This window comes from Methylomonas sp. 11b, from assembly GCF_000515215.1.
Lineage (GTDB): Bacteria > Pseudomonadota > Gammaproteobacteria > Methylococcales > Methylomonadaceae > Methylomonas.
This window is the reverse complement of the sequence record NZ_KI911557.1, coordinates 1,112,701-1,137,485: the sequence shown is the minus strand read 5'-3', so window position 1 is coordinate 1,137,485 and position 24,785 is coordinate 1,112,701. Positions and strand designations below refer to the sequence as shown.

Below are 24,785 nucleotides of genomic sequence, written 5' to 3'. Positions count from 1 at the left end.
GTTGGCACCCAAATCGAAACTACCGCCGTTGACGATCAAGCTGGAGGTATTGGCGAGCACATCGCTGGCGCCCAAAGCCAACGTGCCGGCGCTGACTTGCGTGTTGCCGGTGTACGTGTTGGTGCCGCTTAGCGTCACGGTGCCGGCAGTGGTTTTGTTCAAGCCCACGCTGCCGCCTAACACAGCGCTGACCGTGCCGGCTTGCATATCAAACGTGCTGTTCGACGTTAACGTGCCTGTGCCGGTAATCGAACCGGATAGTAATTGCACCCCGGCCACCGCGTCGTTATGGCTGCCCAGATCGAAGCTGCCGCCGTTGACGATCAGGCTGGAGGTATTGGCGAGCACATCGCCGGCGCCCAAAGCCAACGTGCCGGCGCTGACTTGCGTGTTGCCGGTGTACGTGTTGGTGCCGCTTAGCGTCACGGTGCCGGCAGTGGTTTTGTTCAATCCGACGCTGCCGCCTAACACAGCGTTGACCGTGCCGGCTTGCATATCAAACGTGCTGTTCGAGGTTAACGTGCCGGTGCCGGTGATCGAACCCGATAGTAATTGCACCCCGGCCACCGCGTCGTTATGGCTGCCCAAATGGAAACTACCGCCGTTGACGATCAGGCTGGAGGTGTTGGCGAGCACATCGCTGTTGCCCAAAGCCAACGTGCCGGCGCTGACTTGCGTGTTGCCGGTGTACGTGTTGGTGCCGCTTAGCGTCACGGTGCCGGCAGTGGTTTTGTTCAATCCGACACTGCCGCCTAACACAGCGTTGACCGTGCCGGCTTGCATATCAAAGTCGTTGGTTGAGGTTAATGTGCCGGCGCCGCTCAAAGTCGCGCCTGCATGCGCTAAACTGAAATTTGCCACGCTGGGCGAAATATCAAGAGCCACATTTTGGCTGACATTGATAACCGCGTCATCGGCGGCTCCGGGGCTTGCGGCACATGACCAGTTAGCGGGCGTAGACCAGATGTCATCCCCACCTTGCCAGTTACAAACGGCAGCGTCGGCGGTTGAAAAAAATCCGATCAGCAGCGCGGAGAAAGGGCAAGAGGCATACGCGCCGACGCGGCGTGAACGCCGTCCGGCTATCGGTGGATTATTTGCAGACTCGGCTAGTGATTGACACATCTTGAATCCATGATGTTGATTAAAAAGTGGGTTTTGGTCATATTCCACTTGCAGCTAGCTGTTATGCGGCATGTTAGCTTCGTCATTCAAAGCCTTTCTAGATTCAGATCAACGAAAGTCTGTTGTCGAGAGCTGACTAAGTGGCTCAAGTCTCGGTCGTCACCCTTAACACCTCTTCCAAGGTGGTGATGCCCTGCAAGGCCTTAACCACACCATCCTCGTACATAGTTTGCATGCCTTCCTGAATGGCGGTTTGCTGGATCACAAACGCTTCTTCGTGCTTCATGATTTGTTTGCGTATCGTGTCGGTCATCGTCAAAAATTCGATGATCGCCAGTCGGCCCTTATAGCCGATGCCGTTACAGATGGGACAGCCGATCGGTTTGTGTAAGAGGATTTCGCCGGTCGGTTGCCACTGTCTAAGTTTCATTTCTTCGATCAGCGTTTCCGAAGCAGGATGGGCTTGTTTGCAATGCGGGCACAGGCGCCGCACCAAGCGCTGGGCCAGAATGCCGTTGATCGTCGAGCTAAGTAGGTATTCCTCCAGGCCCATGTCCTGTAAGCGGGTGACACCGGCGGCGGCATCGTTCGTGTGCAGCGTGGACAGCACTAAGTGACCAGTCAGCGCGGATTGCACGGCAATTTTGGCGGTTTCCAGGTCACGCATCTCGCCGATCATGATCACGTCCGGGTCCTGGCGGACGATGGAACGCAGCGCCGAGGCGAAAGTCAGACCGATCTGCGGTTTGGCTTGAATCTGGTTGATGCCTTCCAGCTGATATTCCACCGGGTCTTCGACGGTGATAATCTTGCGTTCCGAGGTATTCAGAGTTTTTAAAGCCGCATACAACGAGGTGGATTTACCGCTACCGGTCGGACCGGTAATCAGCAAAATGCCATGCGGTTGCGCCAATACTTCCATGAAACGCTCGGCTTGTCTGCCAACGAAGCCCAGGGTTGCGAAGTCCAGTACCGCGTTCTCCTTGTCCAGCAAGCGGATGACCACGCTTTCACCGTGCAGGGTCGGTATCGTCGAGACCCGTAAATCCAGCTCCTTGCCTATCATTTGCAACTTGATGCGGCCATCCTGCGGCAAGCGCCGTTCGGCTATGTTCAGTTTAGCCATGATCTTGATCCGCGACAGCACCGCGGCGGTGGAGGCAACCGGCGGCGAGTCGATGTCTTGCAATACGCCGTCGATGCGTAGGCGTACTTTCAGGCTTTGTTCGAACGGTTCAATGTGTACGTCAGACGCCCGGCTTTCCACGGCTTTTTGCAGGATGAAATTCACCATCTTGATGATCGGCGCTTCGCTGGCCAGGTCTTTCAGGTGTTCAAGATCTTCGCTACCTTCGTCCTCGACGTTAAGGTTATCCAGCAATTTGTCCATTTGCGACTTGCCTTCACCGTATTGCAATTCCAGCGCGGCGTCTATTTCCGAGAGTTGGCCGATTTGCAGTTTAATGGGTTTGCCGGTGGCGAGTTGCAGAGCTTGGGTGACGTAGTCGTCTTCAGGGTCCATCACCGCGATTTGGATGTGTTCGTCGTCCGCCGCCAGACCCACCGCATGGTATTGCTTTAAGAAACGCTGGGAAACGCTATCCGGCAGCGGCGTTTGCGGCGGGTAGCGTTCGGGGGGGACGCGAGCAATGCCGCTGGCTTCGGCGAAGCTGACGGCGATGTCACTGTCCGAACACAAACCCAGTTTGATCAGTAGTTGAGGCACGGAGTCGTCCAATGCCGATTTTTGCATGCGGCGGACTTTACCAAGATCGCTGTCGGAGAGTTTACCCTTGCTTTTTAACAAGCTGAGAAAAGCGGCGTATTTTTCGGATTTTTCGACGGTTTCCATGTTCACTGTATCAGCCTAAACTTGCAGAACTCGGGCGCATTGTAGCGATTTTCCACACAGTCCGGCAGTAATTGTTTATAGCGCGGTGACTCTTTTACCGCGTTAGAGTGGGAATGTTGAACTGCTCGAACAAATCCTTATTTTTGGGATAGCGAGTGTCGGGGTCTTTGACTCGCTATTTGCGGGCCGGGTCAATAGACAGATACCACCGTTTTGGCGGCAAGGACTAAACTAGGACTCTTTCAGGTAGAGGATGTAAACGGCGGAAATATGCGAAGAATCAGAGCAATAACATGTGTGCCCTTGGTGTTGGGCTTGTGCAGCGCTTGCGGCGCGGATTGGCCGCAGCGCCTGGGCTATCATGCGGTGCAGAACGCCGGGCAATTGCAGTGCCAAAAAGCCATGTCTAACGATTGCGAACGGCGGCAGAGTTACGACGCGTATCAGCGCGAGCGGGAGCAGATGCAATAGAAGTTAAATACTGTTCAACAATGACAATTCCGCCGGATGCGGCAGCATGTAGAAAGAGTTGTCGATAAAGTCATCGGGCTCTCTGCGGAAATGATGGCGGAGCAGGGTGAGCGGCACGATCAGCGGCAATAAACCAATTCGATAGTTTTCGATGGTTTCCACCAGTTCCTGTTTGTCGTCGCTGTCCAGTTTGTGCTTTAAATAACCCTGGATGTGTTGCAAGACATTCACGTGGTTGCCGCGGGTAGCGACGATTTTTAGGCATGTCATCAGCGCAGCGATGTAGGCGGCGGCGGTGTTTTCAATATTAGCGTTTGTGACGCCGGCAATAATCCGCCCCAGCTCGCGGGCCTGATTTTGCTCGTGACTCATCGCGATTAATTTATGCCGGCTGTGAAAGGTGATCAAACTATGCGCCGACAAACCTTGTTCGCATAAATCCTGCCAGCGGCGCATCACAAACACGCGCTGGATAAAGTTTTCCCGCAGGCCGGGATCGCCCAGCCGGCCTTCTTCTTCTACCGGCAGGCTAGGGAAAGTGCGCTGTAAATAGTCCGCAAAAATGCCGGTACCTTGTCGCGCGGGAATATCGTTTTTATAGATTTTAACCCTGGTCATGCCACAGCTGGGCGAGTCCTTTTTAAGGATGTAGCCGCACAAGCCGCCCAGCCAGTCGTGTTGCCGTGCCGAAGCTTGTTCCAATCGTTCCGTTACGTCAAAGCTATGGTCCTTAACGCCGACGCAACGGATGCCATTGGCGGTTTCGCGCAGCTGTACACAGGGACGCGGGATACCCAAGCCGGCTTCGACTTCCGGACAGAAGGCTCTAAATTCGAAATACTGGCCCAGCGTGCGTTCGATATAGCTGTGATATTTATGCGCGCCGTCGTAACGCACTTCTTGGCCTAACAGACAGGCGCTGATGCCCACCGAAATTTTCTGCATGCTTAATCCTGTTATTGCTTGGGGTGTTGGTCAAAAATCAGTTTCTCGGTGGCAAAGCCAAGGGCTTTTGCCTGCTGAATCAGCTCTTGGAGGATGCTCGGTGGCAATTCCGGGCTGCGGGCCAGTATCCATAAATAATCGCGATCCGGGCCGGCGATCATCACATACCGGTAGCCGGTTTTATCTAGCGCAATGATGTTATAGGCGCCGTAAAACGGCCCAAAGAAAGATACTTTCAGGCGGCCTATGTCCGGTTTGTCGATAAAGTAAGCTTTACCTTCGGCGATTTTTCGTTGGCCTTGCTCGGCGTCGTAGCCGCTGTTTAACACCTTCACGCCGCCGTCATCACGCAGGCTATATTCGGCGCTAATGTCGGTCAGGCCGCGCTCGAAGCTGTGATCCAGGCGGGCGATTTCGTACCAGGTGCCCAGATAGCGTTCCAGCTCGAAGCCGTCTATGACTTTTACGCCGTCCGGAATGCCGGTGCAGGCGCATAGCAGGCTTAATAAGACTATCGATACATAACGCATGGTTTACTCCGCGGTAGCCGTGGTATTGCCCAGGGCTTTGAATTGGGCTTTGATCAGCTGGCTTTGTACGGCGTGGTCAACCCTTGGCCGAGGGTAGTCGCCGGCTTGCGGATGCTTATCCCATTTGTGAATGACTTCTGCCGGGAAGCGTTGTAACTCCGGAATCCAAGTCTTGATATACAGGCATTGCGGATCAAATTTTTTCTGCTGTAGCCAGGGATTGAAGATCCGGAAATACGGTTGCGCGTCACAGCCGGTCGAGGCGGCCCATTGCCAGTTGCCGTTATTGACGCAAGGGTCGTAATCTAACAGACGTTGGGCAAAATAACGTTCGCCCCAGCGCCAGGAGACGTGTAAATCCTTGACCAAAAACGAGGCAACGATCATCCGCAAGCGGTTATGCATCCAGCCGGTTTGGTTCAATTCGCGCATGGCCGCGTCCACAATCGGAAAGCCGGTTTGGCCGTTGGCCCAGGCCCAAAAGTCTTCTTGGCCGTTGCGCCAAAGCAAGCCGTCGTAACGTCTATCAAAGGCGTGACCGAATACATGCGGAAAATGAAAGCCGATATGGGTGAAAAAATCCCGCCAACACAGCTGCCGGAGTAAGGGATGGTCGGGATCGAGTTCGGCTTGGATGCTGGAAAAAGCCTCGCGCACCGAGCAGCAGCCGAACTTTAAATAAGCCGACAGTTGGCTGGTAGCGGCCATGGCCGGAAAATCGCGGACGGCGAGGTAGTTTTTGCAGTTGCCGATGATGGCTAATCGATCCAGTGCCGCGTGTCGGCCACCGGGTAGCGCGTTTTGGTGCGGCTGTTGCAGTTGCTGTAGCAGCTCCGGTTTGTGGCCGGCATAGGCTTTTGCCGATAGTTTACCCGGTGCCAAGCGCTGCGGAGGCGATACCGGCTGGAGTCTGGCTTGCCGATGAAACGCGGTGAATACTTGATAAGGCTTGCCGTTGCTTCTTAAACTTTGCTCCGGTTCTGTCAGCAGCAAATCGGCTTGGCTGTGAAAAGCCAAATGCAGTTTTTCGCATTGTTCGCGCAGTTCGTTGTCCCGTTGCCGGCTGAACGGACTGTAGTCGCGATTGACAAATACCGCTTCGATGCCCAAATCCTGCTTCAACGGCTCGAGGAGGTGCGTCGGCTGATCGTTGAAAATGTAAAGCAGGGCGCCTTGCTGTTGCAATTGTTGCTGCAAATCGCTCAGAGACTCCAGCATGAATTGCAGGCCCGGCGTACTTTGGTAAGGATGAGTTTCGATTTGCCGAGGATCGAAGATAAAACAGGCGATGACATGCTCGGAATCGCTTAGGGCGGCGTTGAGTGCGGTGTTATCTTCCAGCCGTAAATCGCGGCGGAAAATAAACAGCGAGGTTTTGTAGCGTTTTTTTGCCATCGGCTCAGCAGTCGCCCCAATGAATAATCATTTGTTGGCAATTAAACAGGATATTGGGGTAATACTGATAAATCACCCAACGCAGTAGCAAATCGAAATACGCCGCTACCGTCATCATGCGCGCGACTGCGGCCCAAATTCGGCTGGCCCCCTTGTCTGAACAGCGCCAAACGGCACCGGTCCAATAAATCAGCGGCATCGCCATGATGATATGAATAGTCACCCAGCTGGCGACGGTGAAGTTGCCTTCGTTAATGCGATAGTCGATGAAAAACAGTACGGCGTTATACAGGATAAAAAACGGATAGAACGCGTCTTTTAACCGTAGGTAACCTAGCCAACTCCATTGCAGGTAAAAATATAGCGTGGCCGGCGTGCGTTCTTCCCATTCCTGGGCAGGGGAGGGGGTCAGATAAAATACCAGCACGCCTAGGGCGAGGGCGATCAACAGGGTTTCGTACCAGGTGACGAACGAGGTAAAGGCAAATAGCAGGGAAAGACTGTCGATCAACATAAAGATGCCCGTTTTTAAATCTAGGGTTTATGCAAAATATCGCGCAATGCGGTATCCAGCTGTGAATATTTAAATGCAAAGCCTTGCGCCAGTAACCTCTCCGGCAGCACGCGCTGGCTACCCAAGACTAGCGCGGCCATTTCGCCCAGCAATAATTTAAGGGGCGCTTCCGGTATCGGCATTAGCAGCGGCCGCTTAAGCACGCTGGCCAGGCTGGCACTGAATTGTTGGTTGTTGACCGGTTCGGGGGCGGTGGCGTTGTATGGGCCGCGCATTGCCGGTTGTTCTATCATCGCTTCGACAATAGCCAGCCAGTCGTGCAGATGAATCCAGGACATCCATTGCTTGCCATTCCCCAGACGGCCGCCTAACCCCAAACGAAACGGCAACAACATGCGTTTCAGTATGCCACCATTATCACCCAGCACCAAGCCGGTGCGTATCAGGCAGACCCGGCTGCCGAATTTTTCCGCTTCTAAGGCTGCGGATTCCCAATCGGCGCACAACTGTTGGGAGAAATCGGCAAGGCTCGCGCTGTTTTCAGTGAGGAATTTGTCGCCTTGATCGCCGTAAACGCCGATAGCCGAGCCGCTTACCAGTGCTGGTGCGGGTTGGGTGGCTGATGCTATCCAGGCCACCAATTGTTTGGTTAATTTAATGCGGCTATCGCGCAATAGCTGTTTGCGTGGCTCGGTCCAGCGTTGATCGAAAATGCCCGCACCGGCCAGGTTGACCACCGCTTTAAAGCTGCCGGCATCCGGTAAGTCGGTGATCGAGCTAACAGCTTGAACGCTGTTGCCGAATGTGGCGAACACTTTTTCGGCGCTACGGCTTAGGATCGTCACCGCATAGTTTTTTTGGATTAGTTGTTTAGTAAGCGCACTGCCCAGAAAGCCGGTGCCGCCGCTAATTAAAATCGAGTTCGTGTTCATGACATTCTGCTCCAGAAACTAATAAGACTAAACCCTACCGTCTATTCAGGGCTTGGTGGGTTAATCGGATTCTGTATCGGGGGATGCGCGGCCTTTCGGAATCATCATTTGACTTAACTGCTTATTTTTAAACCAAATTACAGCGCGAAAACCCAACAGCATAAATATAAGAAGTAAATAGAATAATGGCTCGGCGAGATTACCTTTAAGCTGCCAGAAATAATGAATCATTGCCGCGCCGGCTGCTAGGTAAATAAATCGATGCAGTTTTTTCCAGCTCTTGCCCAAGAGTTTTTTGGACGCTTTAGAGGAGGTAATGCCCAATGAAAAAACGATAATATAGGCAATCAGGCCAAACCAGATATAAGAGCTTTCGAGAATATCGATACCGATGATTCGCCAGGCAAAAACTTGATCAACCGCTAAATAAACCAGGACATGCAAGCTGGCGTAAAAAAAAGCATATAAACCGAATAATTGCCGATACTCGGTCATGCCGCGCCATTTCGTGACGGTTTGTACGGGAGTAATAGCCAAGGTTATCCATAAAAACCGCAAGGCCCAGTCACCTAAACGAATATGTAGGGCTTGCATTTCATTTGAGCCCAGATTATCGAAGGCAATATCGAAAACGACCCAAAGCAGCGGGATAAAACACACCGCGATGGTTAAAGACCGCAAATTATTAATTTGCATAATCATTAGAAAAAATGCCTCAAATCCATATCACGATACAGGTGAGCGACCTGTTCGCCATACCCGTTAAATAGTTCGGTTTGTCGGCGGGGGGTAAAAAAGCCGCTGCCCAATAGCCGCTCGCTATTTTGGCTCCAGCGCGGATGCGGCACGTCCGGATTGACGTTGGCGTAAAAGCCGTATTCGTTGGGCGCAAACTTGTTCCAACTGCTAATCGGCGGCCTTTTCAGTAGTTCTATTTTGACGACGGCCTTGATGCTTTTAAAGCCGTATTTCCAGGGCACTACCAAACGCAGCGGCGCGCCGTTTTGCTTGGGCAAAATGTCGCCATACATACCGGTTGCCAGTATGGTCAATGGGTGCATGGCTTCGTCTATACGCAGACCCTCGACATAAGGCCATTCCAGCATCGCGTTATTGCGTTGCTTGGGCATGCTGTCAGGCTGATGAACCGAAGTGAGTTTTACGAACTTGGCGCTTGATAGAGGTTTTGCGGTTTTCAGTAAATCGCCCAGCGAAAAGCCTACCCAGGGCACTACCATGGACCAGGCTTCGACGCACCGGAAACGATAGATATATTCCTGTAGCGTATGTCTGCTCAGAATATCTTCCAACTGATATGTGCCGGGTTTTTCCACTTCGCCGCCGATCTCGACAGACCAGGGATCTACGCGCAGGATTTGGGCCAGGCTGCTGGGGTCTTCTTTGTTGAAGGCAAATTCATAATAGTTATTGTAATTTTTTGTGGCGTCCGCCGGCGTAACTGCTAACTCATGCGCCGAGAATGGGCTTTTGGGCACGGAGCTCCCTATCGGTTTTGAGGTGTCGGCCAAGCCGGTGCGGATGCTGGTGCCGGTCAGCATCATCGCCGCCATCGCTTTGATCAGAGTGCGGCGTTGCTGAAAAACCAAGGGATCGGTAATTTCACTGCCGGGAATAGTTTTTATTGTTTTTATAATCATGGCTTGATTACCGGTAACTTATCAAAGAAGTTCCATTAATTACTTTTTCCCTTTCGGAATCCAGCCCATTAATTGCCGGATTTTACGTTCGGTAATAAATGCCAGAGAAAACAGTTGAATAAAATTCTCCGCTTCAATCAAATCCAATCCTATATTGGCCGGTACCAGCTCTTTTCGGGTACCAAACATCCGATCCCAAATAGCCAACACTATGCCGTAGTTGCTGTCATGTTCGGAGCGCAAGGTGGAATGGTGAGTGCGGTGCAGGGAAGGGGTGATAATAATTTGGGAGATAGCTGCTTCGTTGGGGACCCGGATATTGGCGTGATGGAAAAATATGAAAAACAACTCGATGATTTCGATGGAAAGTACTAAATACGCATCCACGCCAATCACCACAACAAATACGCATTTATAAATTATTTCTAGGAATAAATCGAAAACATGGAAGCGAAAACCGGTGGAAACGTTAAAGCATTTATCGCTGTGGTGAACTTTGTGGAATCGCCACAAATACTCATACTTATGGCTGGCGTAATGCCAGATAAAAATAGCCAAGTCGAAAAAAGCGAAAGCCAGTAGCCATTTAACCGGGCCGTTACTCAGGCCGCTTAACAAGCCGTAACTGGCGAATTGCTGAGCAACCAGAAATAATGACGACGCTCTGAGCGCAGTTAATATTAAGTTATTGACCAAGAACGCCGTGGTATTGGTGACAAAGGACTCTTTATAAGTTTTGGTGGAAAACTGGCGATAAGGTTTGGTTTTTTCTATGATTAGCAACAGCACGAAAGCCAATATCGCCAGGCCAAATAAGGCTTCGTTAAAAAACAGGCCATCGTCGCCGTTGGCGTTTGCAGTTGTATTCATGGAGACCCTCTACAAAATATATTTATCGCACGGTAATTTAACTTCCTTGAATCGCATCCAATAGACTGGTTAATTCCTTTATTTCATTGTTAGCACTTACTTGCTCGGTAATATCATATTGCACGCCTAGATAATATATTACCCGATTCTTTTTATCCAATAACGGGGTTATCTTTAAACGATTGTGAAATAAAGTACCGTCTTTTTTGTAGTTTCTTAATGTCACTTCAACCGATTCGTGATTCTTCATGGCAGCAGCAATTTTGAAGCGCGCCTCTTGCTCTCTATCTTCACCTTGCAAAAAACGGCAGTTATGACCGATTATTTCGTCATGCGCATATCCGGTTAAACGTTCGAATGCTTTATTGGCGTATATTATAGGCGCGTCTTCAAGGTCCGGGTCCGCCAGCGTGACGCCGTTTACGCATTCGTCCAAAATAGCGGAAAGTACTTGCGGAATAAGCCCGCTATCTTTTTCAACAATAAAAGCCATGGTTAAACTCCGGGTTTTATAATAATTATGAGTTTGTATATGCTAGTTGCATTCTACTAATATTAAATTCTTAATGTTTTCGACGGTGCTTTCCGCACCGTCTTCAATGGCGCAACGAATTAACTTCTCAAAAGGTCGCATGAACACCTCAAGCTCCAAAAATTCAAATCGAAACGTCAAACGGGTGGGTTGCCGGTCTTCTTGAACGACTTCAAGAAAATAACTGTGCTTGTAAGGTTGGGTCAATCCTTGAAAGATAAGCTTGTTTTTGGGTTGATAATCGGTGATTTCAAAAACAGATTCGATTTCGCCGTTGTTATCGTTACGGATTTGTTTGGCCTTGGCGCCGACGAATACTTCTTTGCCGTCGAGAGGTTCAAAATCGACTACTTCAACAGCCCATTTTGGATAATTCTCAAAAAATTTTTCACCGACATAATGAAAAACATCGTCAACTGGTTTGTCGATGTCGATGCATGCCTCCCCGGCAACGGGCTTGTGTGAGTCAAACGGAAATTTGATGTGCATTTGATCGTTCCCCCTCGCGGAGCTTTCTGCTCGGCGTTGTTATAATTTTTCTGGACACGTGAAGCCTATAAAACTGTATTTTGATCTATGGAATTAAATCACTTTCAGGCGGTTAGGCTTTTTGTGTATTTACGCAGTATACCTCGATGGTGTTGATTTAGAGATGGCTTTACAGCTAAACAGTCGATTAGACCGAACTTTAAAAATAAAATATAAATTTGATTTATGGTCTGTGCTAAGCAAAGCCTATCATAATAAAGAGAAATACTTCAGCATCTAATTCTAGTCTATATTGTGTCAGAAAAATTAAAATCCCTAATTTTCCTGGTGCCGCATGGCCGCGCAGCCGCCATAAAGCAGGTGCGATAAGCCCGAGTAAATAAATAATTGCCGGTAGTTTTCGTCGATTTCAATTTGATTAATCGAGCAGTAAAATTCGAGCGAGCCGATCAGTAACAGCAGAAAAACGCCTAACGCGGCCAATGCTTCCGGGCTGTTACTTAATTTATAAAAACTGTAAGCTGCGATTTGGATTAAGCACAAATAAAACATCATTAACCGCATATTGTTTGCCAATGGACCGTACAGATCGCTACTATCTTCAAAAAAAAGCGTATTACCGAATATCGTCGCTGCACCGCTGATCAATAATAGAATCACCGCTACATTAAAATTAATCTGCAACAACAATTGCAGTAGATTCATGGTTTTTGTGGTTATCGATTGAGTATGCATATTGCTACCTCTGAAAAAAAGATACCCTCCAAGAGTACAGCGTTTGGAGGGTACATAGAGGAGGACTTTTAGGACGCCAGTACTTGTCCTTGATCCAGGTGACCGCCGGTTTCGTCGTTTATCGAGTCTTCAATCTCTTCAAAGGATTTTGGCTCTTCTACTTCGGGTTCCGGTGGTGCAAGTTTTTTGCCTTGCAGTAATTCATCGATCTGAAATTTATCGATGGTTTCCCAATCCATTAAGGCTTGCGCCATGTTGTGCAGCACTTCGATGTTTTCTTTCAGGATGGTTTCGGCGCGGTTGTAATTCGCATCGATTACCGCCCGTACTTCTTCATCGATAGTTTGTGCCATCTTTTCCGACATTGGCTTGGATTGAGGGCCCATATAGCCGCCTTCGCTGTCGCCGTAATCCATGGGACCTAAACGATCCGACAAACCCCATTTTGTGACCATGTTTCTAGCCAATTGCGTAGCCCGCATGATGTCGTTGGACGCGCCAGTGGTGACCTTGTTTTTGCCGTAGATCAAAGCTTCCGCTACCCGGCCACCGAACAAACTGGCAATCTGGCTTTCCAGCTTGTCTTTGGAGGCGCTGTATTGATCGCGCTCCGGCAAGAACATGGTGATACCCAAAGCCCCGCCGCGCGGCATGATGCTGACTTTATAGACAGGATCATGCTCCGGCACATTGCGGCCGACGATGGCGTGTCCGGCTTCGTGATAAGCGGTCATCAACAAATCTTCTTTGGTCATCACCATGGTGCGTTTTTCCACGCCCATAATCATTTTGTCGCGCGCTTTATCCAAGTCGTTCATGGTCACGACCCGCTTTTTGTTGCGGGCAGCGAACAAAGCACCTTCGTTGATCAAATTGGCTAACTCCGCACCGGAAAAACCGGGTGTGCCGCGGGCCAGATCGTTGATATTCACGTCTTCAGCCAGCGGTACTTTCGCGCCATGCACTTTCAAGATTTGTTCGCGGCCTTTGATATCGGGCAAACCAACCTGCACTTGCCTGTCGAAACGGCCAGGTCTTAACAAAGCTTTGTCTAACACATCGGCCCGGTTGGTGGCGGCTATGACGATGATGCCTTCGTTACCGCTGAAGCCGTCCATTTCTACCAGCAACTGGTTGAGTGTCTGTTCTCGTTCGTCGTTGCCTCCGCCGATACCGCTGCCGCCACGTTGCCGACCGACTGCATCGATCTCGTCGATAAATATGATGCAGGGTGCGCGTTTTTTGGCTTGTTCGAACATGTCCCTGACCCTGGAGGCGCCGACACCGACGAACATTTCCACGAAATCCGAACCCGAGATAGAGAAGAAAGGTACGCCTGCTTCGCCGGCAATCGCTCTGGCTAACAAGGTTTTACCGGTACCCGGAGGACCCACCATCAATACACCTCGCGGAATTTTGCCGCCAAGAGCTTCGTATTTGCCTGGTTCTCGCAGAAAATCGACCATTTCCACCACGTCTTCCTTGGCTTCTTCCACACCCGCCACGTCGGTGAAACGCACTTTGATCTGGTCTTCAGCCATTAATTTAGCGCGGCTTTTACCAAAACCCATCTGGCCGTCGCGTCCGCCCATCGCGGCCTGCTTGCGCATGAAATACACCAGCACCATGATCAGTAACAAAGTGGGCGCCCAGGAGATGAGAATATTCATCAGGGTGGAGGGCTGTTGTGGCTTCTCAACTTTGATTTTCACGCCATATTCCAGCAACTCGTCGATCATGCGCGAGTCGTTGGGATTGTAGGTCGCGAAACGCGTGCCGTTTTGCCGATGCCCTTCGACGTTATTGCCGTCGATCACCACTTCCGTGACCACTTTATTACGCACATCTTCGATAAAGTCCGAATACGAAATTTCAAAATGCGGGTCGTATTCCGGCATGTTGCGATTCATCACCGCCGACACCACCAACCCTGCTGCAAGCAGGATGGTGATAAAAATGAACATTTTTTTCATGATAGCTGTCTCCTAACTTACTTTTCGCTGGAGAAGTATTTGAAAAAGTCGGAATTCGGTTTTAACACCAAAGTATCCTGAGTTTTTTCAAACGACGTTTGGTATGCCTGCAAGCTGCGGTAGAACGCATAAAACTCGGGGTTTTTACCGTAGCTTTTCGCGTAAATCTCTGCTGATTGCGCATCGCCGCGACCACGAATGCTTTCTGCATCGCGCTGGGCATTGGCCACTATCACATGTTTTTGCTTATCGGCTTCCGCACTGATTTGCTCAGCACTTTCCGCGCCTTGCGAACGGAACTCTCTGGCTACCCGCTCACGCTCGGCGCGCATCCTTTGATATACCGAACTGCTGACTTCCGGCGGCAAATCAATGCGTTTGACGCGAATGTCGATTAACTCGATACCAAACTTTTCGGCAGTCGGCGACAACTTTGCCAGCAAGGTTTGTCTGAGTTCGTTGCGGTCTTCGGAGATCAATTGCTTGATGGTTCGTACGCCGAATTCGCTACGCATCGCATCTTTCATAATTTGATCAAGGCGCAGATTGGCTTGAAACTCGTCGCCGCCGACCGTGGTGTAAAAGAGACCCACATCACCGATTCGCCATTTAACGAATGAGTCAACAATAACGTTCTTCTTCTCGGAGGTAAGAAAACGCTCGGATTTGGCATCCAAGGTCAGCACACGCGCATCAAATGTGCTGACGTTATTGATGATAGGGGTCTTAAAATGTAGCCCGGGAGTGTAGTCGGATGTGACCATCTCACCGAGACGAAACAGAATGGCTTTTTCGTTTTCTTTGACGTAAAAAACCGACATATAGGCCAGTACGCACAGAGTCAAACCGGCCGGAATTAAAACTTGGGTGGTTTTGCTGCTCATTGTTTGCTCCTGCTAGGACGTAATTCGTTGCCGGTGGATTTGCGAGCGCCGTTTTTGTCGCCGTTATGCGGTTCGGAGCTTAGTTCCGGTTCCGTATGGCTGGCGGCTGGCTGTGCATGTTGCGTTACGGTTTGCGGCAAAGGCATGTACATCATCGGGCTGGATTGATCATCGTTCAGCATGATCTTGTTGGTGCTGCTGTACAGTTTTTCCTTGGCTTCCAGATACAAACGTTTACGAGTGATGGCAGGGCTTTTTTCGTATTCCACCAATAATTGGTCGAAGCGTTCGGTTTCGCCTTTAGCTTTTGCCACTTTTTCTGCTTCGTAGGCTTCCGCTTCTTGAATAATCCGCGATGCCGCGCCGCGCGCTTTGGGGATCACTTCATTACTGTAGGCTTCGGCTTCGTTAATCAAACGCTGCTTGTCTTCTCTGGCCCGAATCGCATCCTCGAACGCACCTTGCACTTCCTCGGGCGGCTGCGCGTCTTGTAGGTTGACGCTAGCGATGCTGATACCGGCTTTGTAGCCGTCCATCGCCTCCTGAATCTGTTCTTTAATCTCGGCAACGATTTGGCTGCGACCTTCTGTCAACACGAAGTCCATGTTGTTGCGACCGATTACCGCGCGTTCCACGCTTTCAGTCAGTTGCTTCAGCGTGTTTTCGTTGTTTTTGACATTAAATAAGTAGTCGCGTGCGTTATTAATTTGATACTGCACGGCCAGGCGCACGGTAATAATGTTTTCGTCACTGGTCAGCATCAATGATTCTTGCGGAATAACAGCTGATTTGTTAACCCGGCTGGAATCGGTATAGCCAACTTCGATAAAGCGTTGTTGTTCTACGTTAACGTTGGCGACGCTTTCGATAGGCGCCGGAATGTGCCAATGCGGACCCGGCAAGGTGGTCTCGGAATATGCGCCGAAGCGACTTACCACCCCGCGATTACCCTGGTCCACTATATAAACCCCGCTGGCCAGCCAGACGACGGTCAAGGTGCCGCCCACTGCAGCGGCGATATTGGTTAACGTAAACATACTCTTGTGATCGTTAAAGAAGTCGCCCGCTTTAGTAGAGACTTGCTTCCACTGCTTATCCAATTCCAACTTCCAGTCGGACTGCGGCGTTTGCTTACTGGTGTTTTGTTTTTCTGATGACATAATCACTCCTCTTGTAGTGTTAGCCTGACCTGGGTCAATGATTGTTATTGTTAGCCATCCTTGGGTTCGAGAAATAGCATAAGGTCAAAGCCAAATTGTTGTTTCAGTTTTTTTAATGCTTCATTTTGAATTTGCCTGACTCTCTCCCGAGTAACATGCAGCTGATCCGCTACTGCCTGCAAGGTCATTTCCGTATGATCGCGCAGACCGAAACGCATGGTTAAAATCGCCGCCTGTTTTTCCGGTAGCGAAGCAACTGCTTTGTCGACATATTGAGCCAGATCCTGATCAATTAGTTCATCGAGTGGCAGACTGAATTGATGCTGCTGCATTTTTGCCATCAATTCCAGGTTATCGTCATCATCACCTATAGCCGCATCCAAAGAATGGGTGGCTTGATAGTAACTGCTGATGGTTTTGATTTCTTGCTCGGACAAATCGCAAGCAAGTTTTAATTCGGCGATGCTCGGCCAACGCTCATATTTAAGGTAGCAACTGCGCATGGCCTCGAAGACAGTGGCAGCTTTTTCAGCCAGAGCGACCGGCAAGCGGACAATTTTTTCTTGTTTGACTATCAGTCGGGATATGGCCTGTCTAATCCAGTAAATAGCATAAGTGGAAAAGCAGATGCCGCGATCAGGGTCGAATCTGTCTACCGCTTTTATTAGTCCTACCAAACCTTCCTGCATCAAATCTTCAAAGCTCAGGTTACTGGTTTTGTACTTATGAGCGACAAACGCCACCAGGCCAGTGTTAGCCGAGATCATTTCCTGGCGCAGGCGTCTCAATTCCCGTTTGGCTTTGCCCAGGCGTTTTTTGAAATCTGCGCTGTCTTCGGTTTCGGCGGTCAATACGCCGTCAGCTTGGGCCGCACTGTCCATCAAAAATACCGGTAACAAGTGCAGGCTGTACAACAACCGATTGACCGAACGAGCCACCAAGGATTGTTGCGCGAATTCCGAACCCATAAGTTGTACAACATTCTCGGCTTGTACAACTTTGTCCTGTCCGTTATTCTCGACATAAAGGACTGGATTGTTTTTATTTGCCGCCTGGCTGTTGACCAATAATTGCAGCAGTCTTTTATAGTCTTCAGAGTTCTTGGCGACGATCAGATCCGAGCAGTCCACGCCTGAATTGAGGTCGTGCAAAAATCTGTTGATTATCAAAGCGTTGGTCTGCTTGTTTTCCAGCAATAACGCTAACAGAGTCTGCCTGGCCTGTTCAACTTGAACGGCAAGTGAGTTGGGTTGGGATTCTGTTACCGAATCCATCTCGCTATCGATTGGCAATGTGGCTAAGTTGGACATAATCAATTCACTTGGTTATTTAAGTTGTTGGCAAATAACTTACTAGAATGTAGAATGTTTGTCAAAGTATTTTCTATACAAAAGTTGAACAATGTACTCAATTAAAGCGATTACCTCCTTAACCGGATTAACAGCGGAAACACTAAGAGCCTGGGAACGTCGCTACGCCTGCATCATGCCGGCGCGGAACAGCACCGGGCGGCGTTTCTATTCTCAACAGGATTTGGAAAAATTGACGCTGTTGGTCAATCTGACCCGAAAGGGCCATCCCATCGGCAAGCTGGCTACCCTAGACAACCAGCAGCTACAAGATTTTCAGAAACAAGTCAGTGTTCAACCGTCAGAAGAGCAATCGCCGCTGTTGGCGCAGATCATCGAGTCGTTGAAACACTACCGAATCGAACGTTGCGAGCAGTTGTTGAAGAAGGCTCTGATCGCTGCCGAGCCATTGGACTACGCCAGAGACATTTTGTTGCCGGCCTTGCAAACAGTGGGCGAACTTTGGCATGACGGAAAATTGAACATCGCCCAGGAGCACATGTTTTCCAGTTGCATCAAACGGATTGTGTTGAGCATGGTGAACAATTTGCATCATCACTCTAAAAATAATCCGGGCATGCTGTTTGCGACGCCTAGCGGCGATCCGCATGAATTCGGGATTTTGGTGAGCTGCTTGATCGCTGCCAATCAGGGCTACAACTGCTATTATTTGGGTGCGGACTTGCCGGCCAAGGATATTATCGAGGCCTGCCAGCACTTGAAGCCGGACGTGATCGTCATGGGATTGGTAAAGACTCCGCCGGAGCAAGTAACCCTCGATGAATTACAGCTGATAATAGACTCGGTCAACAGCGAGGCTACCAAGGTATGGCTGGGCGGCAGTGGGGCTTATTTTTACTATGCGCAATTGCAAAACGATTTGAGCAACTGCGAATTGATCACCGATATAGATCATTTCAACGCCAAAGCTCAGCAACAGCAGTTGTCCAACTGAATTACAGGCTAAATCCAGACAACTTGCTGGAGATGATCCGGTGCCAGCCGCTTGCCGAACTTTGGTCAGGCAGAAACGTTGAATGCGTTAGGGATATTCCAGTTATTTTTTAGTTCGCTCAAGAGCTTTTCTCAAAAGCTACTACAGACAGACACGTGGCAACCCATTTGCCCCCAATCATTTAATCAACCCGCTAGTAGGTGAACGGCATGAACGAAGATACATTCAACATGGAAATCAGAAAATTCCTAAAAACAGTCGGTATCAGTTCGCAGCGCGAGATTGAACACGCAGTGGCGAAAGCGCTGGAAACCGGAAAATTAAACGGTTCGGAAAGCATCAGCGTGAAAATGACTCTGGAAGCGCCTGCGGCAGGCATCAGCCATTGTATTGAGGGGACTATCGCGCTGGAATGACGGGCGCTTTTTTGAAGGGCGGCAGACCAGTGTGGATTTACGCTGGTCGCTTAGGCTAAAGGCGGGGATTAAGACACGGATTCTTTTTTGGCCTTTTTCGCGGCTTTTTTTTCTTTCGGACTCAAGGCCGGTTGTTTTTTGGTTTCCTTATTGCTTTTTTGCGCTTTGCTCATGGTGTTTACTCCGAATTATTGATGGTTTTGTCTGGCGAATAATCAAAATGATGCCTGTATGCCAGTGAACACCAACGACTTGAAATAACCCGTAAGCGAAGTTATACACCTATTAGGCGTAGAGAACTGGCCTGGTTTGCCGTTGCCCAGTTTTTGGGCTGGTAGCATGTTCAAACAGAGTAGCCCAGGGGGTATTTGCAAATATTCCTAATCTCCGCACTGTTCAATGCGCAAGACCCGTAAAATCAACAAGCTAGCGTCTGAAATACGCGGGAATGACAAATTTTTACATGTCCTCCATAATCAACCAATGGTCAGTTTGTTCAAATACCATTAGGTACTTTCGCCAATTCAAGTCATGAATGAAATTACGTACGACATCGATAGTTTATTGATTGCCTGTGTGTTGCTGGGATCCATGGCAGTGACCATCGAGCTGGGTTACCGCTTGGGTTTACGGATTAAGCCTAAGGTGGACGATAATTTCAAAGCCCATGTCAATTCTATTTCCGGGTCATTACTCGGCATTCTGGCATTGTTGCTGGGTTTTACCTTCTCGTTGTCCTTACAACGCTACGATAGTCGGAGTGAGGCGGTGGTCGACGAAGCCAATGCCATTGGTACCGCTTATTTGCGTGCGCAATTATTGCCGAAGTCAGTCAGTGCAGAAGTCAGCGGCGTAATACGCAATTATCTGGATTTGCGGGTCAGAACCGGCTATGTCGATCTAACCCAGCGTGGGCAGAGGGAGGCGCTGATTGCGGAGGCCGGACGTATGCAAGCGAAACTTTGGGATTACGCCCGGCAAGCGAATGAACTGGCACCCAGCCCGGTGACCACCGGATTGTTTATCCCCGCCTTGAACGATTTGATCGACAATTTTGGGAAACGCGATGCCGAAGTAAATCGGCATGTACCCGAGTTGGTGCTGGGCTTGTTGTACATCACTTTTGTAATGAGTGGCGCTCTGGTGGGCTATACAAACGGTCTGGCCGGGCATCGCACATCGTTTGTTACGTACATCATGGTCTGGCTGATTGTGGTCATGGTGTTCATTATTCTGGATTTGGACCGGCCGTATCGGGGCGTAATCCGTGTGAGTCAGCAGAGTATGATCGACTTGCAGAGCGCTATTCGCGATGACGGGCGTACCGATAGCTCGCATTAGTATTTTTTAACAACCGGAGAGTTTCGCCATGTTGGACATTATCCTGATCCTCATTGCAATTGTTGTTCTGATTATTCTGGCTTTGGCCAGCAGACAGCCGGATACGTTCCAGGTTTCCCGGTCCATCAGTATGGAGGCGCCGCCGGCAACGGTTTTTACCCAAATTAACGATTTGCAGAACTGGCAGGCTTGGTCGCCCTGGGCCAAACTTGACCCCAATGCCAAAAACAGCTTTTCCGGGCCGCAAGCCGGTGCCGGTGCCAACATGAGTTGGGCCGGCAACAACAAGGTGGGCGAGGGCAGTATGACCATTGTCGAGAGTCGCCCGCACGACTTGATTCGTTTCAAACTGGTTTTTCTTAAACCGTTTAAAGCCTGCAATACCGCCGAGTTTACCTTCAAATCCGCTGGGGAAAATACTGTTGTGGTCTGGAGTATGTCCGGCAAAAATAACTTTATCGGCAAACTCATGAGCCTGATCATGAATTGCGACAAAATGGTGGGTGGTCAGTTTGAGCAGGGCTTGTCGGCTATCAAATCGATCGTGGAAGAGGCCGGCTAGATCGGATTGAATAGCTTGGTCGGAGGGTAAACGAATATTTCCAAATGGAGGCGTCGATATTCAGTTGAATAAATCAAGCCAGCCAATTTTCCGATATCAAGCCCTTTACATCTTCGAATTCGCGCAAATTGTTACTCGCTAGGATTAGCCATTGACTGCGGGCGTGGGCCACAAAAGGCCGCATCGGCAATAGCAAGCTAATCCTGGATTTCTGCCCACGCACTCTGCAAATAAAGCGCCTCAACCTTTTGTCTTGCCCAGGGCGTCTTGCGCAAAAACTTCAGACTGGAGGTGATGCTGGGGTCTTTGGCAAAGCAGTTGATGTCGATGCGGCTGGCTAATTCCGCCCAGCCGTATTTTTCCACCAAACGAGTCAGCAGTGTTTCCAGCGTGATGCCATGCAATGGATCTTGCTTGCCGGGTTTAGTCATCGGCGGCTTCACCAGGATTGGTTTCGGCCTTTTTCACGCGAATCCGGTTGCCGTCCATTTCCAGACCATTCAGGGTTTTGATGGCGGCCTTGGCTTCACCGGGTTTGGGCATCTCTACAAAGCCGAAGCCTTTGGAGCTATTGGTGTCTTTGTCCATCACCAGCGAACAGGATTGCACGCTGCCGTGTTCCGCGAACATGGCCCGCAGTTCGGTTTCGGTGGTGGTGCGGGGAAGATTGCGTATCAGTAATTTCATGGGTTTGCTTATTTATGCTAAAGGGCCGCAACTATACAACTTATCCGATTGGGCTTTTTTGCTAAATACGCGCTGTGCGGCAATCGATTTAGGTTTTGTCGGTTATGCGACAATCAATCGGTTAGTCAACGCGCAGCAATACGCTCTATTTGCGCGTAAAACCGACAATTCGCCGAGTTTGGCGGGCTCGCTGATGGCGGGATTACCGTGGTGCGATTATTGCTGCAATGTGGTTTTCCATCACCGGATCGGTACTATGCGCTACGAACCTTACCAAGAAGAATATGATGCGGCTCAGTCCATGAGCGACGAAGATCTGTTGGAATATTTTATGTATCGTATCGTCGAAATGGACGAAGTCTGGGGCTTGAAAGAAAGCCGGCAATGGATTTTGCGGGTGGTGGACGGCCATGAAACCTTGCCGGTCTGGCCCTACCGGCGCTACGCTGACGAGGCGGCGGTCGGCGAATGGGAAAACATGATAGGCGTGGCGGAGACGCTGGATTTTTTCATGTATCAAGTCTTGAACAAGCTGACCGCACAGGGGGTCCTGGTGGAAATCATGCCCCGAAAAGCGGCGGCCGGCTGTCTGATTAGCCCGCAACGGCTGTTTAATTTTCTGGAAGGTATGCGCGATTCGCGCGACTTTGTGCTGGACGATTAACGCCGTAATCCAGAGCCTGACCTAGCTTGCGGCACGCAGGAACACCGATACTGCGGCCGCGCTAATTAGTCACCAGCAAAACCCGCGTTGGCGTTCAGTAAAGTATCGATCCCTTTAAAAATGTTAGAGTAAACACCTGCTAATCGGTCTTTAGAGGTGTTATGCACTATTGGGATTTCTCCGGCGCTAGGTATTCGGCGGCTTGGCTATTGCTGGCTAGCTTGGTGTCCAGCGGGACCCAGGCCGATGTTTATCGTTTGTCGATCTCGGAAAAATCGATCAATCTGATTGGCGAAACCCAGCAGGCCGTGCTAGTTGACCAGGCTTTGCCGGCGCCTACCTTGCATTGGCGAGAGGGTGAGGAGGTGACTTTGCAAGTCACTAATCTACTCAAAGAAGCTACTTCGATACACTGGCACGGTATCATTCTGCCTTATCAAATGGACGGCGTGCCGGGCATCAGTTTCGACGGTATAGCGCCCGGCCAGACCTTTACCTATCAGTTTAAAGTCAAGCAAAGCGGCACCTACTGGTATCACGGCCATTCCGGGATGCAGGAGCAACAGGGCTTGTTTGGCGCGCTGATCATCGCCCCGCAGCAAGAGCTGCAAAAGGTGGATCGCGATTATGTGGTCATGCTGTCCGATTGGCCGCGTGCTGACCCGGTGCGGACCATGGCGCGCTTAAAAAAACAAAGTGACTATTACAATTTTCAGCAGCGCACAGTAGGCGATTTCTTCGCCGATATTCAACGCTTGGGGTTTTGGGAAACCGTTAGTGATCGGCTAGCCTGGGGCGAGATGCGCATGGAACCCACCGATCTAGCCGATGTGACTGGCGCCAATTACCGATTTTTAATCAACGGTCAAACTTCGGAAGCGAAACCGCTTTACCTATTCAAACCCGGCGAAAAACTGCGTTTGCGCTTTATCAACGCTTCAGCGATGACCCATTTTGATGTGCGGTTGCCGGGGCTGAAAATGACGGTGATCGCCGCCGACGGGCAACCGGTCGAGCCGGTCGATGTGGCGGAATTTCGGATTGCGGTGGCGGAAACCTACGATGTGTTGGTGCAGCCGCAAACCGAACAGGCTTACAGTATTTTTGCCGAAGGGATGGATCGCAGCGGTTATGCCAACGCGACGTTGACGCCGCGCGCAGACTTGCCTGCCGCGTTACCGACAATGCGCCCCATGACTTTGCTGACCCTGGCGGATATGGGCGGTGAGCATGCCGGCCACGCCGCTCATCAAACATCGGTTCAGCCGGCTGCCGGCGAGGAAGTCAGCCACGCGCATACGGAACTCTCGGCTAAACCCGAACCCACCATGACGCAACACGCCGGCCATGAGCATGTAACTGTCGAGACAGCGCCAAACCCGCATACCGGACATGTCATGCCAGCTGAGGACACCCGAAATACAGCAAAACCATTGAGTTATAGCCAGTTAATCGCCGCGCAACCCAATCACGTGCTGATGGGGTCGCCGGATCGGGAAATCACGTTGCGGTTAACCGGCAATATGCAACGCTACATTTGGTCGTTCGACGACACCAAATACGCCGATGCGGAGCCGATTCGGGTCAAGTTCGGCGAGCGGATTCGCTTTACCTATGCCAACGAAACCATGATGAACCACCCTATCCATATCCACGGCCTCTGGCAGTATTTGGACAACGGTAACGGCATGTACAACCCGAAAAAACATGTGATTAACGTCAAACCCGGCCAGACCGTCAGTGTCGATGTACCAGCCGATGCGGAAGGGGAGTGGGCCTTTCATTGTCATTTGCTCTATCACATGGATACCGGCATGTTTCGTAAATTAATCGTAGAAAAGGCGAAACATGAGCATCAGTAATGCCTGGTTCTCCAAGATGACCCGCAAGTACTCCATGACCGTCATTCCCGCGAAAGCGGGAATCCAGCGTGACGACTGGGCTTCCTTCTGCACGGGAACGATGACTTCCAAGGTCTCGTTTAATAGACATATAAATGTTTGGTTCTGTCTGCTGCTGGTGTTGTATTGTTCTGCCGCAACGGCGCACGACAGCTCAATGGTCTTTAATCATTTCAAGGCCGATAGGCTCGAATACGAAGGCAATCAAGGGCTACATCTGTTCAAATGGGATGTGCAGAACTGGACCGGCACTGACGAAAACAAGCTTTGGTTGAAATCGGAAGGCGATTATTCCGCCGATCAAAATATCTTCGGCCGCGCCGATTTACAGATCCTGTACAGTCGCAATATCGACACGTTTTGGGATTTTCAAATCGGCGCCCGGCGGGCGATAGAACCAGAACGTACTTTCGATGCGGTCATCGGCTTTCAAGGGCTGGCGCCGTATTTCATCGAAGTGGACAGCGCGATGTTCATCAACGAGAAAGGCAATGTGTTGGGACGCTTGACGCTGGGTTACGAACTGCTGTTGACCCAGCGCCTGATTCTCCAGCCACGCGTGGAAGTGAATGTCGCCGCGGAAGACATACAAAATCGCGGCGTGAAAGCCGGCGTGACCGAATTTGAAGCCGGCTTTCGCTTGCGTTATGAGATCGAACGCGAGTTTGCGCCTTACGTGGGCATGGACTATGTCGAGGAAGCATCGCTCCGCGAGCACCAGCACAGTTTGCGCGGTGTCGTGGGTGTGCGGCTTTGGTACTAAGCCGTTGCGGACCTATATATTTTTGAAAAAATAAACTCCAATTTTTTAAGCCAATGGGGATTGGCAGACTATTGGAATTGCC

27 protein-coding genes are annotated in these 24,785 nt (G+C 50.4%); 8 read left to right on the top strand and 19 right to left on the bottom strand.

Annotation, left to right across the window (positions count from 1 at the left end; translation table 11 throughout):
- Positions 1-1,125 (bottom strand): autotransporter-associated beta strand repeat-containing protein (locus tag METH11B_RS26230; RefSeq protein WP_036275613.1); only part of this gene is annotated, 1,125 nt, incomplete at its 3' end.
- A gap of 145 nt (positions 1,126-1,270) precedes the next feature.
- Positions 1,271-2,977 (bottom strand): type II secretion system ATPase GspE, encoded by a 1,707-nt coding sequence (gspE, locus tag METH11B_RS0105305; RefSeq protein ID WP_026601130.1) that lies wholly within the window; start codon positions 2,975-2,977, stop codon positions 1,271-1,273.
- 270 nt (positions 2,978-3,247) lie between these two features.
- On the opposite strand from gspE, the gene METH11B_RS29040 reads away from it, so the two are divergent.
- A complete protein-coding gene (locus METH11B_RS29040) occupies positions 3,248-3,448 on the top strand; it encodes a hypothetical protein (RefSeq protein WP_155931082.1) in 201 nt (66 codons plus the stop codon).
- 3 nt (positions 3,449-3,451) lie between these two features.
- On the opposite strand, the gene METH11B_RS0105295 is transcribed toward METH11B_RS29040, so the two are convergent.
- The 15 genes from METH11B_RS0105295 to METH11B_RS0105225 form a co-directional block, all read right to left on the bottom strand.
- Positions 3,452-4,393 carry a YbgA family protein gene (locus METH11B_RS0105295; protein ID WP_026601129.1) on the bottom strand — a complete coding sequence of 314 codons (942 nt, stop codon included), beginning with the start codon at positions 4,391-4,393 and terminating at the stop codon, positions 3,452-3,454.
- Between the two features lie 11 nt (positions 4,394-4,404).
- Positions 4,405-4,923, bottom strand: coding sequence for a lipocalin family protein (locus METH11B_RS0105290; protein ID WP_026601128.1), 519 nt, complete (start codon positions 4,921-4,923; stop codon positions 4,405-4,407).
- A gap of 3 nt (positions 4,924-4,926) precedes the next feature.
- Complete coding sequence (locus METH11B_RS0105285; protein ID WP_026601127.1) at positions 4,927-6,318, bottom strand: cryptochrome/photolyase family protein; 1,392 nt, start codon at positions 6,316-6,318, stop codon at positions 4,927-4,929.
- A gap of 4 nt (positions 6,319-6,322) precedes the next feature.
- Positions 6,323-6,832, bottom strand: coding sequence for a hypothetical protein (locus METH11B_RS0105280; protein WP_026601126.1), 510 nt, complete (start codon positions 6,830-6,832; stop codon positions 6,323-6,325).
- Positions 6,833-6,852: 20 nt separating this feature from the next.
- Complete coding sequence (locus tag METH11B_RS0105275; RefSeq protein ID WP_026601125.1) at positions 6,853-7,764, bottom strand: TIGR01777 family oxidoreductase; 912 nt, start codon at positions 7,762-7,764, stop codon at positions 6,853-6,855.
- A 60-nt stretch (positions 7,765-7,824) separates the two neighbouring features.
- On the bottom strand, positions 7,825-8,466 hold the full coding sequence (locus METH11B_RS0105270) for a sulfite oxidase heme-binding subunit YedZ (protein ID WP_026601124.1): 642 nt from the start codon (positions 8,464-8,466) through the stop codon (positions 7,825-7,827).
- Entirely contained in the window at positions 8,466-9,422 is a 957-nt protein-coding gene (gene msrP, locus METH11B_RS0105265) for a protein-methionine-sulfoxide reductase catalytic subunit MsrP (protein WP_026601123.1), read from the bottom strand. Before msrP ends, METH11B_RS0105270 begins: the two co-directional genes overlap by 1 nt.
- Before the next feature lie 39 nt (positions 9,423-9,461).
- Positions 9,462-10,292, bottom strand: coding sequence for a sterol desaturase family protein (locus tag METH11B_RS0105260; RefSeq protein ID WP_026601122.1), 831 nt, complete (start codon positions 10,290-10,292; stop codon positions 9,462-9,464).
- A 37-nt stretch (positions 10,293-10,329) separates the two neighbouring features.
- Entirely contained in the window at positions 10,330-10,785 is a 456-nt protein-coding gene (locus METH11B_RS0105255; protein WP_026601121.1) for a PAS domain-containing protein, read from the bottom strand.
- Between the two features lie 42 nt (positions 10,786-10,827).
- Positions 10,828-11,313 (bottom strand): SRPBCC family protein, encoded by a 486-nt coding sequence (locus METH11B_RS0105250; protein WP_020482232.1) that lies wholly within the window; start codon positions 11,311-11,313, stop codon positions 10,828-10,830.
- Between the two features lie 315 nt (positions 11,314-11,628).
- Positions 11,629-12,018 carry a hypothetical protein gene (locus tag METH11B_RS0105245; protein ID WP_081733901.1) on the bottom strand — a complete coding sequence of 130 codons (390 nt, stop codon included), beginning with the start codon at positions 12,016-12,018 and terminating at the stop codon, positions 11,629-11,631.
- A gap of 98 nt (positions 12,019-12,116) precedes the next feature.
- Positions 12,117-14,021 carry an ATP-dependent zinc metalloprotease FtsH gene (gene ftsH / locus METH11B_RS0105240; protein ID WP_026601119.1) on the bottom strand — a complete coding sequence of 635 codons (1,905 nt, stop codon included), beginning with the start codon at positions 14,019-14,021 and terminating at the stop codon, positions 12,117-12,119.
- A 17-nt stretch (positions 14,022-14,038) separates the two neighbouring features.
- Complete coding sequence (gene hflC / locus METH11B_RS0105235; RefSeq protein WP_020482229.1) at positions 14,039-14,905, bottom strand: protease modulator HflC; 867 nt, start codon at positions 14,903-14,905, stop codon at positions 14,039-14,041.
- Positions 14,902-16,065 (bottom strand): FtsH protease activity modulator HflK, encoded by a 1,164-nt coding sequence (gene hflK / locus METH11B_RS0105230; RefSeq protein ID WP_026601118.1) that lies wholly within the window; start codon positions 16,063-16,065, stop codon positions 14,902-14,904. Before hflK ends, hflC begins: the two co-directional genes overlap by 4 nt.
- 50 nt (positions 16,066-16,115) lie before the next feature.
- Complete coding sequence (locus METH11B_RS0105225) at positions 16,116-17,375, bottom strand: sigma-70 family RNA polymerase sigma factor (protein WP_026601117.1); 1,260 nt, start codon at positions 17,373-17,375, stop codon at positions 16,116-16,118.
- A gap of 91 nt (positions 17,376-17,466) precedes the next feature.
- Here METH11B_RS0105225 and METH11B_RS0105220 point away from each other — a divergent pair, with 91 nt between their 5' ends.
- The 4 genes from METH11B_RS0105220 to METH11B_RS0105200 all read left to right on the top strand — a co-directional run bounded on the left by METH11B_RS0105220 (position 17,467) and on the right by METH11B_RS0105200 (position 20,688).
- Positions 17,467-18,369 carry a MerR family transcriptional regulator gene (locus METH11B_RS0105220; RefSeq protein ID WP_026146873.1) on the top strand — a complete coding sequence of 301 codons (903 nt, stop codon included), beginning with the start codon at positions 17,467-17,469 and terminating at the stop codon, positions 18,367-18,369.
- 209 nt (positions 18,370-18,578) lie between these two features.
- Positions 18,579-18,785 carry a DUF6494 family protein gene (locus METH11B_RS0105215; protein ID WP_020482225.1) on the top strand — a complete coding sequence of 69 codons (207 nt, stop codon included), beginning with the start codon at positions 18,579-18,581 and terminating at the stop codon, positions 18,783-18,785.
- Between the two features lie 531 nt (positions 18,786-19,316).
- Entirely contained in the window at positions 19,317-20,126 is an 810-nt protein-coding gene (locus tag METH11B_RS0105205; RefSeq protein WP_026601116.1) for a bestrophin-like domain, read from the top strand.
- A gap of 28 nt (positions 20,127-20,154) precedes the next feature.
- On the top strand, positions 20,155-20,688 hold the full coding sequence (locus METH11B_RS0105200; protein ID WP_026601115.1) for an SRPBCC family protein: 534 nt from the start codon (positions 20,155-20,157) through the stop codon (positions 20,686-20,688).
- A gap of 197 nt (positions 20,689-20,885) precedes the next feature.
- Here METH11B_RS0105200 and METH11B_RS0105190 read toward each other — a convergent pair whose 3' ends face one another.
- Positions 20,886-21,119 carry a VF530 family DNA-binding protein gene (locus tag METH11B_RS0105190; protein WP_026601114.1) on the bottom strand — a complete coding sequence of 78 codons (234 nt, stop codon included), beginning with the start codon at positions 21,117-21,119 and terminating at the stop codon, positions 20,886-20,888.
- Complete coding sequence (locus METH11B_RS0105185) at positions 21,112-21,375, bottom strand: RNA recognition motif domain-containing protein (RefSeq protein WP_026601113.1); 264 nt, start codon at positions 21,373-21,375, stop codon at positions 21,112-21,114. Before METH11B_RS0105185 ends, METH11B_RS0105190 begins: the two co-directional genes overlap by 8 nt.
- On the opposite strand from METH11B_RS0105185, the gene METH11B_RS29710 reads away from it, so the two are divergent.
- The 3 genes from METH11B_RS29710 to METH11B_RS26220 all read left to right on the top strand — a co-directional run bounded on the left by METH11B_RS29710 (position 21,374) and on the right by METH11B_RS26220 (position 24,703).
- Entirely contained in the window at positions 21,374-22,039 is a 666-nt protein-coding gene (locus METH11B_RS29710) for a DUF2750 domain-containing protein (RefSeq protein ID WP_026601112.1), read from the top strand. The two genes, METH11B_RS0105185 and METH11B_RS29710, sit on opposite strands and share 2 nt — an antisense overlap.
- Positions 22,040-22,200: 161 nt before the next feature.
- Positions 22,201-23,901, top strand: a complete 1,701-nt coding sequence (locus tag METH11B_RS0105175; protein ID WP_026601111.1) for a copper resistance system multicopper oxidase — start codon at positions 22,201-22,203, stop codon at positions 23,899-23,901.
- Positions 23,888-24,703 carry a copper resistance protein B gene (locus tag METH11B_RS26220; RefSeq protein ID WP_026601110.1) on the top strand — a complete coding sequence of 272 codons (816 nt, stop codon included), beginning with the start codon at positions 23,888-23,890 and terminating at the stop codon, positions 24,701-24,703. The genes METH11B_RS0105175 and METH11B_RS26220 overlap by 14 nt, the downstream gene beginning before the upstream one ends.
- The last annotated feature ends 82 nt before the right edge of the window (positions 24,704-24,785 follow it).

Excerpts from the sequence above, each read along its gene's own strand:
- hflK (WP_026601118.1), bottom strand. The coding sequence starts at position 16,065 with ATGTCATCAGAAAAACAAAACACCAGTAAGCAAACGCCGCAGTCCGAC.
- METH11B_RS0105270 (WP_026601124.1), bottom strand. The coding sequence starts at position 8,466 with ATGATTATGCAAATTAATAATTTGCGGTCTTTAACCATCGCGGTGTGT.
- METH11B_RS0105220 (WP_026146873.1), top strand. The coding sequence starts at position 17,467 with ATGTACTCAATTAAAGCGATTACCTCCTTAACCGGATTAACAGCGGAA.
- METH11B_RS0105260 (WP_026601122.1), bottom strand. The coding sequence starts at position 10,292 with ATGAATACAACTGCAAACGCCAACGGCGACGATGGCCTGTTTTTTAAC.
- METH11B_RS0105290 (WP_026601128.1), bottom strand. The coding sequence starts at position 4,923 with ATGCGTTATGTATCGATAGTCTTATTAAGCCTGCTATGCGCCTGCACC.
- METH11B_RS29710 (WP_026601112.1), top strand. The coding sequence starts at position 21,374 with ATGGGTTTGCTTATTTATGCTAAAGGGCCGCAACTATACAACTTATCC.
- METH11B_RS0105250 (WP_020482232.1), bottom strand. The coding sequence starts at position 11,313 with ATGCACATCAAATTTCCGTTTGACTCACACAAGCCCGTTGCCGGGGAG.
- METH11B_RS0105190 (WP_026601114.1), bottom strand. The coding sequence starts at position 21,119 with ATGACTAAACCCGGCAAGCAAGATCCATTGCATGGCATCACGCTGGAA.
- METH11B_RS0105275 (WP_026601125.1), bottom strand. The coding sequence starts at position 7,764 with ATGAACACGAACTCGATTTTAATTAGCGGCGGCACCGGCTTTCTGGGC.
- METH11B_RS0105200 (WP_026601115.1), top strand. The coding sequence starts at position 20,155 with ATGTTGGACATTATCCTGATCCTCATTGCAATTGTTGTTCTGATTATT.
- METH11B_RS0105280 (WP_026601126.1), bottom strand. The coding sequence starts at position 6,832 with ATGTTGATCGACAGTCTTTCCCTGCTATTTGCCTTTACCTCGTTCGTC.
- gspE (WP_026601130.1), bottom strand. The coding sequence starts at position 2,977 with ATGGAAACCGTCGAAAAATCCGAAAAATACGCCGCTTTTCTCAGCTTG.
- msrP (WP_026601123.1), bottom strand. The coding sequence starts at position 9,422 with ATGATTATAAAAACAATAAAAACTATTCCCGGCAGTGAAATTACCGAT.
- METH11B_RS0105175 (WP_026601111.1), top strand. The coding sequence starts at position 22,201 with ATGCACTATTGGGATTTCTCCGGCGCTAGGTATTCGGCGGCTTGGCTA.
- METH11B_RS0105215 (WP_020482225.1), top strand. The coding sequence starts at position 18,579 with ATGAACGAAGATACATTCAACATGGAAATCAGAAAATTCCTAAAAACA.
- METH11B_RS0105255 (WP_026601121.1), bottom strand. The coding sequence starts at position 10,785 with ATGGCTTTTATTGTTGAAAAAGATAGCGGGCTTATTCCGCAAGTACTT.
- METH11B_RS0105205 (WP_026601116.1), top strand. The coding sequence starts at position 19,317 with ATGAATGAAATTACGTACGACATCGATAGTTTATTGATTGCCTGTGTG.
- METH11B_RS0105285 (WP_026601127.1), bottom strand. The coding sequence starts at position 6,318 with ATGGCAAAAAAACGCTACAAAACCTCGCTGTTTATTTTCCGCCGCGAT.
- METH11B_RS0105295 (WP_026601129.1), bottom strand. The coding sequence starts at position 4,393 with ATGCAGAAAATTTCGGTGGGCATCAGCGCCTGTCTGTTAGGCCAAGAA.
- METH11B_RS26220 (WP_026601110.1), top strand. The coding sequence starts at position 23,888 with ATGAGCATCAGTAATGCCTGGTTCTCCAAGATGACCCGCAAGTACTCC.
- hflC (WP_020482229.1), bottom strand. The coding sequence starts at position 14,905 with ATGAGCAGCAAAACCACCCAAGTTTTAATTCCGGCCGGTTTGACTCTG.
- METH11B_RS0105245 (WP_081733901.1), bottom strand. The coding sequence starts at position 12,018 with ATGAATCTACTGCAATTGTTGTTGCAGATTAATTTTAATGTAGCGGTG.
- METH11B_RS0105185 (WP_026601113.1), bottom strand. The coding sequence starts at position 21,375 with ATGAAATTACTGATACGCAATCTTCCCCGCACCACCACCGAAACCGAA.
- METH11B_RS29040 (WP_155931082.1), top strand. The coding sequence starts at position 3,248 with ATGCGAAGAATCAGAGCAATAACATGTGTGCCCTTGGTGTTGGGCTTG.
- METH11B_RS0105225 (WP_026601117.1), bottom strand. The coding sequence starts at position 17,375 with ATGTCCAACTTAGCCACATTGCCAATCGATAGCGAGATGGATTCGGTA.
- ftsH (WP_026601119.1), bottom strand. The coding sequence starts at position 14,021 with ATGAAAAAAATGTTCATTTTTATCACCATCCTGCTTGCAGCAGGGTTG.